Consider the following 12,752-nt stretch of genomic DNA (forward strand, 5'->3'; position numbering starts at 1 on the left):
CTGAAAAGCGTAGTCGATGGAAAACAGGTTAATATTCCTGTACTTCTGGTTATTGCGATGGAGGGACGGAGAAGGCTAGGCCAGCTTGGCGTTGGTTGTCCAAGTTTAAGGTGGTAGGCTGGAATCTTAGGTAAATCCGGGATTCTAAGGCCGAGAGCTGATGACGAGTGTTCTTTTAGAACACGAAGTGGTTGATGCCATGCTTCCAAGAAAAGCTTCTAAGCTTCAGGTAACCAGGAACCGTACCCCAAACCGACACAGGTGGTTGGGTAGAGAATACCAAGGCGCTTGAGAGAACTCGGGTGAAGGAACTAGGCAAAATGGCACCGTAACTTCGGGAGAAGGTGCGCCGGTGAGGGTGAAGGACTTGCTCCGTAAGCCCACGCCGGTCGAAGATACCAGGCCGCTGCGACTGTTTATTAAAAACACAGCACTCTGCAAACACGAAAGTGGACGTATAGGGTGTGACGCCTGCCCGGTGCCGGAAGGTTAATTGATGGGGTTAGCTAACGCGAAGCTCTTGATCGAAGCCCCGGTAAACGGCGGCCGTAACTATAACGGTCCTAAGGTAGCGAAATTCCTTGTCGGGTAAGTTCCGACCTGCACGAATGGCGTAACGATGGCGGCGCTGTCTCCACCCGAGACTCAGTGAAATTGAAATCGCTGTGAAGATGCAGTGTATCCGCGGCTAGACGGAAAGACCCCGTGAACCTTTACTATAGCTTTGCACTGGACTTTGAATTTGCTTGTGTAGGATAGGTGGGAGGCTTTGAAGCGTGGACGCCAGTCTGCGTGGAGCCAACCTTGAAATACCACCCTGGCAACTTTGAGGTTCTAACTCAGGTCCGTTATCCGGATCGAGGACAGTGTATGGTGGGTAGTTTGACTGGGGCGGTCTCCTCCTAAAGAGTAACGGAGGAGTACGAAGGTGCGCTCAGACCGGTCGGAAATCGGTCGTAGAGTATAAAGGCAAAAGCGCGCTTGACTGCGAGACAGACACGTCGAGCAGGTACGAAAGTAGGTCTTAGTGATCCGGTGGTTCTGTATGGAAGGGCCATCGCTCAACGGATAAAAGGTACTCCGGGGATAACAGGCTGATACCGCCCAAGAGTTCATATCGACGGCGGTGTTTGGCACCTCGATGTCGGCTCATCACATCCTGGGGCTGAAGCCGGTCCCAAGGGTATGGCTGTTCGCCATTTAAAGTGGTACGCGAGCTGGGTTTAGAACGTCGTGAGACAGTTCGGTCCCTATCTGCCGTGGACGTTTGAGATTTGAGAGGGGCTGCTCCTAGTACGAGAGGACCGGAGTGGACGAACCTCTGGTGTTCCGGTTGTCACGCCAGTGGCATTGCCGGGTAGCTATGTTCGGAATAGATAACCGCTGAAAGCATCTAAGCGGGAAACTAGCCTCAAGATGAGATCTCACTGGGACCTTGAGTCCCCTGAAGGGCCGTCGAAGACTACGACGTTGATAGGTTGGGTGTGTAAGCGCTGTGAGGCGTTGAGCTAACCAATACTAATTGCCCGTGAGGCTTGACCATATAACACCCAAGCAATTTGACTACTCCTGATTTTGAAACAAAGAGGAGCATCAGATTGCGGTGTGTGAAGACGAAACGAACCGAAAGTTCGAATCTGCTCAAAGCAACACACAACACCGAAAGCTATCACATACCCAATTTGCTGAAGCGAGGTCATCTGGCCACGACTCAGTACCCGAATTTCTTGACGACCATAGAGCATTGGAACCACCTGATCCCATCCCGAACTCAGCAGTGAAACGATGCATCGCCGATGGTAGTGTGGGGTTTCCCCATGTGAGAGTAGGTCATCGTCAAGATTAAATTCCGAAACCCCTATCTGCGTATGCAGGTAGGGGTTTTGTTTTTGTAGAAGTCCATGAATTTCATCGGCACGCTGCTAGCGCAACGGACCGGTACACAGAATTTCTTGACGACCATAGAGCATTGGAACCACCTGATCCCATCCCGAACTCAGCAGTGAAACGATGCATCGCCGATGGTAGTGTGGGGTTTCCCCATGTGAGAGTAGGTCATCGTCAAGATTGAATTCCGAAACCCCTGTCTGCATTGCAGACAGGGGTTTTGTCGTTTCAGGGGTAACCAAAGCCTCTGCAGGGCCCATAGCTTGCTGCAGAGACAACAAAGCCAGCGGTTGAGACCAGGCGCTGGCTTTGTTGGAATGACCCGCAGTTAGAACTGGTAGCTCACCGTGGCCGCCACGTTACGTTCCTCGCCCATGTAGCAGAAGCTCAGGCTGGCACAGGACGCAATGTAGGATTCGTCAGTCAGGTTGTTGGCATTCAGGCGCACATCGACCCCCTTCAGGCCCACCTTGCCCAGGTCGTAGCCGATCGAAGCATCAAACAGCGTGTACGCAGGCACCTTCATGGTGTTCTCGGCATCCGCCCAACTGTAGCCGACATATCGCACGCCACCGCCCAGGCGCAGGCCATCGAGTGCTGCGCTATCGAACAGGTAGTCCGCCCACAGCGAGGCCATATGGCGTGGTGCCTGAGTCGGCGAGTTGCCCTTGTTTTCGATCACATCGGTGTCGGTGCTCAGGGTGCTGATCATCGATTTGGAGTACTCGATGTCGGTAAAGGTGTAGCTGCCGAGCACTTTCAGGTTGTCGGTCACCTGGGTGTGTGCTTCCAGCTCCAGGCCCTGGGAGCGAACGGCCCCGACTGCACGATAGAAGTTTTCCTGGGGCAGCTTGGTCGCCAGGTTCTCCTGGTCAATGCGGAACAGCGATGCAGTGAACAGGTTGTCCGTCCCGGGTGGCTGGTACTTCAAGCCCACTTCCCATTGGGTGCCATCGGTCGGTGCCAAGGGGTTGCCCGCACTGTCTGCGTAGGAGTTCGGATTGAACGACTCGGAGTAGCTGATGTACGGCGCAATGCCGTTATCAAACAGATACAGCGCCCCGGCGCGTCCGGTCAGCTTGGTGCGTTTGTCGTTGACCTCGGTGCCTTCCGGGCGATTGAACTCGGCCAGGCGGTTTTCTTCCGAGGTTTCTACCCAGTCCTGACGCAGGCCCAGGGAGAACCGCCACTGGTCCATCTCGATCAGGTCCTGCAGGTAAACGCCGGTCTGCTCCAGGCGACGCAGGTAGCTCAATGGATCGTAGTAGGTGATCTCGGCGTTGCCGTACACCGGGTCGAAGGCGTTGATCGGTGCCACCGAACCACTGGTCCAGTCGACCACCGTCTTGCGCCGCTGGTAGTCAGCGCCCATCAACACCGTGTGCTTGCTGTCGCCGGTGAGGAACTCGGCCTGGAGCATGTTATCGACGATGAACGAATGCAGCTTTTCGTCGCCACCGGTGTAGTAGCGGTTCAGCTCATTGCTGGTAGGGGTGGTCCAGCCATACCCATAGATCTGGTCGAGTTTGACCTTGGAGTCCAGGTAACGGAAGTTCTGCCGCGCGGTGAAAACATCATTGAAGCGGTGTTCGAACTGGTAGCCGAAAGACTGCTGGTCGCGCTGGTAGCCATCGACTCCCGGTTCGCCTTCAAAGAAGTGCTCCGAGATGCGCTGGCCATTGCGCTGATGCAGTGCGCCATCGGCCGGCATACCGCTGTGATAGCCGCCATCGGGATCGTGCTGCAGGTAGGCCTGCAGGGTCAGTGAGGTGTCGTCGGTGAAGTCGATGCTCAAGGTCGGTGCCAGGGCGAAGCGCTTTTCCTTGTTGTGATCGAATTGCGTGTCGGATTTGTCGGCAAGGCCGGTCAGGCGATAGGCAATGCGCTTGTCGTCGTCTACAGGGCCACTGAAGTCAAAACCCATACCTTGTTGGCCCTGCGTGCCGACCGTGGCTTGAACCTGATGATAGGCCTCGTACAGCGGCTTCTTGCTGGTGAGCGCCACCAGGCCGCCGGGCGAACTGCGCCCATAAAGCACCGAGGAAGGCCCTTTGAGGATGTCCACGCGCTCCAGGAAGTACGGGTCGATCTGCATGCTGCTGTAAGTGCCGCTGTCCCCCATGGACTTCAAGCCATCGAGGTAGATGTTGTCCACCGAGCCATCGTTGAAGCCGCGCATGGCCACGTAGTCGTAGCGATGGGTGGCACCATAGGGGTTGGTCAGCACGCCCGGGGTGTAGCGCATGGTCTGGGATACGGTTTGCGCACCCTGGTCGTCCATTTGCTGGCGAGTGACCACCGACACGCTTTGCGAGGTTTCCAGCAGGGCAGTGCTGGTCTTGGTGGCAACCTGACTGTGAGTGGCGTTGTAGCCTTCCATGCTGCCCAGTGCGTTACCCAGGGCAAACCCCTTGATGTCGGTGGTTGGCAGATTCAGTGCTGCGTCTTCGGCTTGCGGCCGCAGGACGTAACTGCTGCCGTCCTGGCTGACCGCCTGTAGGCCCGAACCGTTGAGCACGTGGCTCAAGGCCTGATCTGCCGAGTAGTCGCCCTGCACCCCAGGCGATTGCTGGCCCTGGGTGAGTTCGGGAGTGGTCGACAGGGTGATGCCGGCCTGGCGCGCGAACTGATTCAGCACCTCGCTCAAGGGGCCGGCGGCGATGTCATAGCTACGGCTGGCACTGGCCACGCTGGCATCCGCGCCATGGGCGAGCAACGGCAGTGCGCTCACCCCCAGTGCGGTGGAGAACAGCGCGGCGCGGATGGCTTGGCGCAGCAAGCTGGCGGACGGTGAGTCAGGGGCGCAGGGGCAGGGCAGGGAACGGTGGGTGCGAACAGTCATCATGGGTTTCCGTGGGAGTCGCTCAAGGCAGATTGAAGTGCTTACTGTCTAAGCCGGACTACGCTGGAAAACCCGCCAAAAATCACACCTGGCGCTCCACGGTCACCCACCAGCGTGTGCGATAGCGCACCTGGACGGGGAGCGTCTGCGCCACGATGGCCAGCAGCTTGTCGGTATCCTCCAAGCGGAACACCCCAGACAGACGCAAGTCGGCGATCTGCGAGGCGCAGGCAAGATGCCCACGGCGGTAGCGGCTCACTTCCTTGAGGAAATCCGCCAGGCGCATGTTGCGAGTGACGATCAAGCCATCCACCCAGGCGCCGGGGTCCATCGCCAGAGGCGGGGCAGGTGCTGCCAGGGCAGGGGTGATCAGGTAGCTTTGCCCTGCCTGGACCCGCATCGGCGCCCCGTCCGCCGCTTGCGGTGCAAGCACTGCGACACTGCCACTGGTGACGCTGAGCCGGGTGCAGTCGCGCTCCTGGCGCACGATAAAACGTGCGGTGCTCGCCTCGAACAGACCGTGCTCGCTTTGCACCCGCAACGGCTGGCCCGGGGTCGGCGTCAGGCTGCTGCCGCAGGTCACCATGATTTCGCCACGTGCCAGCTTGATCAGGCGTTGCCCGGCGGTGAAATCCAGGTTGGCGGCGCTGTCGGTGTTCAGGCGCAGGCGAGTGCCGTCTGGCAACTGGAAGCCGCGGCGCTCGCCCGTGGCGGTGGCGAAATCGGCGTTCCACTGCAACCCGCCCATCTGCTCCCGACCGAGCCACGCGGCAGAGCCCAGCAACAGCGCGCCGCCAAGCAGCTTCAGGGCCTGGCGACGGTCCAGGCGTTGCGCACTCTGTTCCAGGGTGTGCAGCGCGACCTGGGCACCCGGCACCGCCCGCAGGTTGGCGCTCAACTCTAGTTGCAGCGACTGCACCCGCTGCCAGGCCAGTTCGTGTTCCGGGTGTGCCGTGCGCCACCGCTCACATTGCGCCTGGAGCTTGGGGTTGCTGGCGTTATTGCGCAGGCGCAGCAGCCAACTGATGGCCTGCTTGACCACCTGCTGGTGGGGTTCGCCGTGGTCGCGCAGATTACTCACCCGCCTGGCCCTCATAACGCAGCACGTAGCAGTGATAGAGCGCATCGGCGACGTACCGCTCCACCGACCGCAAGGACAACCCCATCTGCTCGGCGATCTGCTTATGGGGCAGTCCCTCGCATTGGGCCAACACAAACGCCTTGCGCACCTTCGGCTTGAGGCCTTCGAGCATCCGCGTTATGCGCTCCAGCAACTCGAGCACCAAGGCTCGCGCTTCGGCACTCGGCGCTTCGGCTTCGGGTAGGTGGGCGATGCTTTCCAGGTAGGCGCGCTCGATCTCCGCACGGCGCCAGTGATCGATCACCAGGCCACGGGCAATGGTCCGCAAGAAGGCGCGGGGGGCCTTGAGTTCGAGTCGCTCGGTACGCTGCAACAGGCGCACGAACGTGTCCTGGGCCAGATCCGCCGCATCGGCGGCATTGCCCAGGCGGCTGCGCAGCCACGTATTGAGCCAACCATGGTGGTTGCTGTAGAGCACCTGTACCGCTGACTCAGGAGAGGGCATGAACGCGACAGCCTGGACGTCACAAATGATAATTAGTCGCATTGTCATCAAGGCCTGTAATTTTTGCAACTGCCGCCGCTCTGCGCCCTCGATAAACCTCAATGAAAGTGCTCTAGCCCGCCATTCACCGGGTTTTTGCAGAGATTGTCCCGGGTTCTGCACAAAAGCCTAAGTTTTCCCGACTTGGTGCCGAAAGAGTGGGGGAGACATGCGTGCACCAAAGTAGAGCGGCCACAGAGCGGCCTATGGCGTCACATGGAATGTTGCACCCGGAACGCATCCCTACTCTTTCGCATGAGAAGTCCCCTGACATGAATCTCAAGTTCAGCCATAAAATCCTGTTGGCCGCTTCGGGCGTCGTGGTCCTGGCGTTCGCCTTGTTCACTTTGTATAACGACTACCTGCAGCGCAACACCATCCAGCAAAACCTCGACACCTCGGTCCAGCAAGCAGGGGCCCTGACCGCCAGCAGCGTGCAGAACTGGCTCAGTGGGCGGATCCTGGTCCTGGAGAACCTGGCGCAGAACGTCGCGCACCAAGGCGCCAACGCCGACTTCCCGGGCCTGGTCGACCAGCCGGCCTTCACCTCGAACTTCCAGTTCACCTACGTCGGCCAGGCAAACGGAGTGTTTACCCAGCGCCCTGACGCGAAAATGCCCGAGGGCTACGACCCGCGCCAGCGCCCCTGGTACAAACAGGCGGTCGCGGCTGACCAAACCATGCTGACCCCGCCCTACATGGCTGCAGTTGGCGGGCTGGTGGTGACCATCGCCATGCCGGTCAAGAAGCATGGCGAACTGCTGGGTGTGGTGGGCGGCGACTTGAGCCTGGCGACCCTGGTCAACATCATCAACTCGGTGGACTTCGGCGGCATCGGCCATGCGTTCCTGGTCAGCGCCGACGGCCAGGTAATCGTCAGCCCGGACAAAGACCAGGTGATGAAAAACCTCAAGGACATCTACCCAGGCGCTAACGTGCGTGTCGGTGCGGGCAACCAGGACGTGCTGCTCAACCAGCAGGAACGCATCCTGTCCTTTACCCCGGTCAACGGTCTGCCGAACGCGCAGTGGTACATAGGCCTGTCGATCGACCGGGACAAGGCCTACGCCGCCCTGGGCAAGTTCCGCACCTCGGCCTTGATCGCCATGTTCGTCGCTGTGACCGCCATTGCCGTGCTGCTGAGCCTGTTGATCCAAGTGCTGATGCGCCCACTGACCACCATGGGCCGCGCCATGCAGGACATTGCCCAGGGTGAGGGCGACCTGACTCGCCGCCTGGCCGTGGAAAGCAAGGATGAATTCGGTGAGCTGGGCGGGGCCTTCAACCAGTTCGTGGAGCGCATTCATGCCTCCATCAGCGAAGTTTCGTCGGCCACCCGCCAGGTGCACGACTTGTCGCAACGAGTGATGGCGTCCTCCAATGCCTCGATCGTCGGTTCCGATGAGCAAAGTGCACGCACCAACAGCGTCGCCGCGGCCATCAATGAACTGGGCGCAGCCACCCAGGAAATCGCCCGCAACGCGGCGGACGCTTCGCAACACGCCAGCGGCGCCAGCGAGCAGGCCGACGACGGGCGCCAAGTGGTGGAGCAGACCATTCTGGCGATGACCGAGCTGTCGCAGAAAATCAGTCTGTCCTGCACCCAGATCGAAACCCTCAACGCCAGCACCGATAACATCGGGCACATTCTCGATGTGATCAAGGGCATCTCCCAGCAGACCAACCTGCTGGCGCTCAACGCCGCAATCGAAGCGGCGCGTGCCGGTGAAGCCGGGCGCGGGTTTGCCGTGGTGGCGGACGAAGTGCGCAACCTGGCTCACCGCACCCAGGAGTCGGCCGAAGAGATCCACAAGATGATCACCTCGCTGCAAGTCGGCTCGCGTGAGGCGGTATCGACCATGAACGCCAGCCAGCTCTCCAGCGAAGAAAGTGTCGAAGTGGCGAATCAGGCGGGTGCGCGACTGGTCAGCGTGACCCAGCGCATCACCGAGATCGACGGCATGAACCAGTCGGTGGCGGCCGCGACGGAAGAGCAGACCGCCGTGGTGGAGACTCTCAACGTTGACATCAACCAGATCAACCTGCTGAACCAGCAAGGTGTGGCCAACCTCAATGAAACCTTGAAGGATTGCGATGCCCTGTCGCTGCAGGCCAATCGCCTGAAGCAGTTGGTGGACAGCTTCAAGATCTGAAGCCTCGTAGCACTGGCAAAAACGCGATGAGCCCGGCTGGGCTCATCGCGTTTTTTTTCTCCTGTGCACCTGCGAGTATCAGTTCGCTGAGGTCTTGCCCTGGGACTCGACGCTGTTCAGATAGCGGGTGATGACGTCCACCGCGCGATTGAGGTGGTGCGTCAGTTTGGCCACGCCCAGGGCGATGTCCCCGGCTTGGGCGATGCGCAGCAGTTCGCGGTGATCTTCCTGGGTGAGCTTGCCCAGCCCCATGGACCCCAGGTTGAAGCGCAGGAAGCGTTCTTCTTCCCACAAGCCGTTCTCGATCAGGGTCAGCAACCGACGGTTGGGCGCCTTGCGGTACAGGGCCATATGGAACAGGCGATTGAGCCGGCCGATTTCGGCGTAATCGGTCTCGGTTTCCAGGTGGTCGATGTGGCTCGCTGCCTCGGCGAAATCCGCTTCATCGAGCAGCGGAATCGACAGGCGCAGGGCCTCGCACTCCAGCAGGATGCGCAGCGCATAAGTCTCGGCGGCGTCACCTTCGATCAGGGGCGCCACGACTGCGCCTTTGTGGGCGACGACATGCAGCAGCGATTGCGCTTCGAGCTGGCGCAGCGCTTCGCGTACCGGCATGCGGCTGACGCCGAACAGGTCGGCCAGGTCTTGCTGGCGCAGTGCGGTGCCGCAGGGCAGGCGCCCGTCGAGAATCGCCGAGCGCAGGGTCTCTTCGATCACCGCACGAGCCAGGTGAGCGGGGATAGGGCCGCTGACGGTAATGGTGCTGAGTGGGTTGGGCTTCTGTGCCACGACAATGCCCTCCGACAGTAGAAGTAAATATTGGATCCAATGCACACTAGTGACTGGGTGCCAGCTTGTCAAACGGGCGAGACAATGCCTTTTTCGAGCGTTTAACGCCACAGGCATAGGTGCCGGATGAGCGGATGGCAAACGCGGCGCTGTGATCTTGGTCGGTCCTTGAAGTTTAGCCTGCGCGCAGTGATTGCATCGTGCCATTGTCTTTTACCGATCCAGGCTGCACCATCATCGATTTCCCCACCGCCCTCCCGGAATCACTGCATTGCTGGCACGTTGCGCACTCACTTTGACCTGGCGTTGGCTGTGCTCGGCACTGCTGATCGGCAGTGTCATGCTCGGTGCCCTGCAGGCCGATTGGGACTTCTCGCTGATCAGTCGGCGGGCAGAGGCCCTGTACGGGCCGCTAGGCGAGGGCAAGCAGCGGATCGATGCCTGGCAGCACCTGCTGGCCACACAGCAGCAAGTGCCGGAGCTCGAGCAGCTCAAAGTGGTCAATCTATTCTTCAACAAGCAGATGCGTTACGTGGAAGACATCGACCTGTGGCGTCAGGTCGATTATTGGGAAACTCCCGTCGAAGGCTTATGGAAGGGCGCCGGAGATTGCGAAGACTATGCGATCGCCAAATACTTCAGCCTGCGCCATCTTGGGGTTTCCAGCGACAAGTTGCGTATCACCTACGTCAAGGCCCTGCGCCAGAACCGCGCGCACATGGTCTTGACCTACTATGCCAGCCCGGACGCGATGCCATTGGTGCTCGACAGCCTGGTCGACGCCATTGCGCCCGCCAGCCAGCGTACCGACCTGTTGCCGGTCTACTCCTTCAATGCGCAGGGCTTGTGGCTACCGGGTGCCAAGGGTAACCAGAAAGTCGGCGATACCAAGCGCCTGTCCCGTTGGCAGGATGTGTTGAAAAAAATGCAGGCCGAGGGATTTCCGGCCGAGACGACCCACTAGGAGCACGCGTTCAGATGTCATTGTTCAAACAGTTGTTGCTTGCTATCTGCCTGTTCCTGGTGGTCGCCTTCACCGGCAGCTTCATGGTCAGCCTGGAAAGTTCGCGGACCCAGTACGTCAATCAACTGCGCTCCCACGCCCAGGACGCGGCCACGGCGCTGGCGTTGTCGCTGACCCCGAACATCGACGACCCGGCGATGGTCGAGCTGCTGGTCAGCTCGATCTTTGACAGCGGCTATTACGCGAGCATTCGTGTGGTGGACCTAAAGACCGACAGCGCCATCGTCGAGCGCAGCGGTGCACCCGACGTGAGCAAGGTACCGCAGTGGTTCGTCAACCTGATCGGCCTGGAGCCAGCCGGTGGCGATGCCTTGGTCAGCCGCGGCTGGGAACAGGCGGCCAGGGTCGAGGTGATCAGCCATCCGATGTTCGCCGTGGCCAAACTCTGGCAGAGCGCCCTGGGCAGCCTTGGCTGGTTGCTGGTGTGTGGCGCGGTCAGCGCGGTGTTGGGGGCGTTGTTGCTGCGCCGCCAGCTCAAGCCGCTGGACTACATGGTCAAGCAGTCCCATGCGATTGCCCGGCGCGAGTTCCTCAGCCTGCCGGAGCTGCCGCGCACACCTGAGTTACGGCGTGTGGTGCAGGCGATGAACCAGATGGTCGAAAAGCTCAAGGCGCTGTTCCAGGAGCAGGCCGAGCGCAGCGAGAAACTGCGCGCGCAATCCTATCAGGACACCCTCACGGGCTTGGCCAACCGGCGCTATTTCGAGATGCAGTTGAATGCCCGGGTGAGCAATGCCGAACAGGCGAGCACCGGTTATCTGTTGCTGCTGCGGGTCAAGGACCTGGCGGGCCTCAACCAGCGCTTGGGCGGGCAACGTACCGACCAGTTGCTGCAGGCCGTCGGCCAACAGTTATCGCGTGAATGTGCGCGGTACCCGGAAACCCAGAACCTGGTCACCCGGATCCGTGGCGGCGAATTTGCAGTGCTGGCGCCAGGACTGGTCCGCGAAGAGGCGCAGCAACTGGCACAGAGCCTGGACAGTGCGTTGGCCAGCCTGCATGCCACCGGCGCGACTGACGTGCCAACGGTGGCGGCGATCGGCCTGGCGCCGTTCGTCCACGGCGACACGCCGCAGGCGGTGTTGAGCCTGGCCGACCAGGCACTGTTGCAAGCGGAAGGCGAGGGCGAGTCGAACTGGGCGTGCCTGGAGCACAACGTGGCCGCGACCGTTGGCGAAGACCATCATGCCTGGCACCGGCTGCTGGACCAGGCACTCGAGCAACAGCGCTTCCAGCTGTACTTCCAGCCGGTGGTGGCCAGCCAGGACACCGACCTGGTGCTGCATTACAAAGTCCTGTCGCGTCTGCTCGACGAGCAGGGCCAGACCATTCCCGCCGGGCGCTTCCTGCCGTGGCTGGAGCGTTTTGGCTGGATGTCACGGCTTGACCGCCTGATGCTCGAGGGCGTGTTGACGCAGATGGCCAGCCATCAGCAATCGCTGGCGCTCAATCTGTCCGCCGCGACCCTGGCCGATCCGCAGGCGCTGAACAAGGTCTTCGAGATCCTGCGCCAGCATTCGGACCTGGGGCCACGCCTGACCCTGGAAATCGGTGAGGAGCAACTCCCTGACCAAGCCGTGCTCGAACAACTGACCCAGCGTCTGCGCGAGCTGGGGTTCTCCCTCAGCCTGCAGCGTTTCGGTGGACGGTTCAGCATGATCGGCAATCTGTCGCGCCTGGGCCTGGCCTACCTGAAAATCGATGGCAGCTACATCCGCGCCATCGATCAGGAAAGTGACAAGCGCCTGTTCATCGAAGCCATCCAGCGCGCCGCCCACAGCATCGACCTGCCGCTGATTGCCGAGCGGGTGGAGACCGAAGGAGAGTTGCGGGTGATTCGCGAGATGGGTCTGTACGGGGTGCAGGGCCAGTTGTTCGGCGAACCGAAACCCTGGCAGTAGTAATGAGGATGAGCGTACCCGTCGACCGGGTGCGCTCCGGGGCTCAGATCAGCCCGCTTTCATCTTCGTTGATCAGATGGCTCAACCCACCCAGGGCTTCACGTGCCTGGGTCCGGTCCATCAGCTTGGCTTGTGCGGCCGGCGGCAGGTCGGTGACGCGAATCACCCCTTTGCTGGTCAGCACCTGAATCAGGTCGTCGAGTACCCGGATCATCTCCAGGTCACTCTGTTTAAGCTGTTTGAGGCTGGTTTCCACCACCTCGTTGGCGTACCAGGCCTGGATCTCGTGGTGGTCGGCGGGCAGCGTTTCCGTTGCCTCGGCGTAGGGCGCAGCCTCTACGCGCACCAGCAGGCCCTGTGCATCACGTTGCACGTAGAACATCGACAATCCCTCATGAATGAACCAGCGTCGTGCTGTCAGCAGCATAGGCCAACGCAGGTGAGTATGCGGGGCAACGCTCAAGTCGTCACCCCGGCGGTCACTCGAACAAGCCTGCCGACCTCCCGTATGAGCGGTCGGCAGGTACCCGG

Annotated in this window: 8 protein-coding genes, 3 rRNA genes and 1 pseudogene (1 of these 12 only partly in view); 7 read left to right on the plus strand and 5 right to left on the minus strand. The window is 60.5% G+C overall.

Going from position 1 to position 12,752, the window contains the following annotated elements; translation table 11 throughout:
- From QMK50_RS14555 to rrf (QMK50_RS14565), 3 genes are all read left to right on the plus strand, one after another.
- A 23S ribosomal RNA gene (locus tag QMK50_RS14555) occupies window positions 1-1,543 on the plus strand (it extends 1,348 nt beyond the left edge of the window).
- A gap of 183 nt (window positions 1,544-1,726) precedes the next feature.
- Window positions 1,727-1,842 (plus strand): 5S ribosomal RNA (rrf, locus tag QMK50_RS14560).
- A 109-nt stretch (window positions 1,843-1,951) separates the two neighbouring features.
- Window positions 1,952-2,067, plus strand: a 5S ribosomal RNA gene (gene rrf / locus QMK50_RS14565).
- A 148-nt stretch (window positions 2,068-2,215) separates the two neighbouring features.
- Here the strand turns inward: rrf (QMK50_RS14565) and QMK50_RS14570 are convergent.
- The 3 genes from QMK50_RS14570 to QMK50_RS14580 all read right to left on the minus strand — a co-directional run bounded on the left by QMK50_RS14570 (window position 2,216) and on the right by QMK50_RS14580 (window position 6,315).
- Window positions 2,216-4,729, minus strand: a complete 2,514-nt coding sequence (locus QMK50_RS14570; protein ID WP_320333364.1) for a TonB-dependent siderophore receptor — start codon at window positions 4,727-4,729, stop codon at window positions 2,216-2,218.
- Between the two features lie 82 nt (window positions 4,730-4,811).
- Window positions 4,812-5,810 carry a FecR family protein gene (locus QMK50_RS14575; RefSeq protein WP_320333365.1) on the minus strand — a complete coding sequence of 333 codons (999 nt, stop codon included), beginning with the start codon at window positions 5,808-5,810 and terminating at the stop codon, window positions 4,812-4,814.
- The gene (locus QMK50_RS14580) at window positions 5,803-6,315 is read right to left on the minus strand and encodes a sigma-70 family RNA polymerase sigma factor (protein ID WP_095172010.1); all 513 of its coding nucleotides are present in this window, start codon (window positions 6,313-6,315) and stop codon (window positions 5,803-5,805) included. Before QMK50_RS14580 ends, QMK50_RS14575 begins: the two co-directional genes overlap by 8 nt.
- A gap of 311 nt (window positions 6,316-6,626) precedes the next feature.
- On the opposite strand from QMK50_RS14580, the pseudogene QMK50_RS27360 reads away from it, so the two are divergent.
- Window positions 6,627-7,652, plus strand: a pseudogene (locus QMK50_RS27360) (cache domain-containing protein); the annotation flags it as partial.
- A 69-nt stretch (window positions 7,653-7,721) separates the two neighbouring features.
- The gene (locus QMK50_RS27365; RefSeq protein ID WP_371917616.1) at window positions 7,722-8,507 is read left to right on the plus strand and encodes a methyl-accepting chemotaxis protein; all 786 of its coding nucleotides are present in this window, start codon (window positions 7,722-7,724) and stop codon (window positions 8,505-8,507) included.
- A 78-nt stretch (window positions 8,508-8,585) separates the two neighbouring features.
- Here QMK50_RS27365 and QMK50_RS14590 read toward each other — a convergent pair whose 3' ends face one another.
- Window positions 8,586-9,296 (minus strand): GntR family transcriptional regulator, encoded by a 711-nt coding sequence (locus tag QMK50_RS14590; protein WP_095172006.1) that lies wholly within the window; start codon window positions 9,294-9,296, stop codon window positions 8,586-8,588.
- 271 nt (window positions 9,297-9,567) lie between these two features.
- Between QMK50_RS14590 and lapG the strand changes: the two genes are divergently transcribed.
- Complete coding sequence (lapG, locus tag QMK50_RS14595) at window positions 9,568-10,260, plus strand: cysteine protease LapG (RefSeq protein ID WP_095172004.1); 693 nt, start codon at window positions 9,568-9,570, stop codon at window positions 10,258-10,260.
- A 14-nt stretch (window positions 10,261-10,274) separates the two neighbouring features.
- Window positions 10,275-12,221, plus strand: coding sequence for a cyclic di-GMP receptor LapD (lapD, locus tag QMK50_RS14600; protein ID WP_320333366.1), 1,947 nt, complete (start codon window positions 10,275-10,277; stop codon window positions 12,219-12,221).
- A gap of 43 nt (window positions 12,222-12,264) precedes the next feature.
- Here lapD and QMK50_RS14605 read toward each other — a convergent pair whose 3' ends face one another.
- Window positions 12,265-12,603, minus strand: coding sequence for a tryptophan synthase subunit beta (locus QMK50_RS14605; RefSeq protein ID WP_095172001.1), 339 nt, complete (start codon window positions 12,601-12,603; stop codon window positions 12,265-12,267).
- Window positions 12,604-12,752: the final 149 nt, after the last annotated feature.

This window comes from Pseudomonas sp. P5_152, assembly GCF_033989915.1.
In the GTDB taxonomy this organism is placed as follows: domain Bacteria; phylum Pseudomonadota; class Gammaproteobacteria; order Pseudomonadales; family Pseudomonadaceae; genus Aquipseudomonas.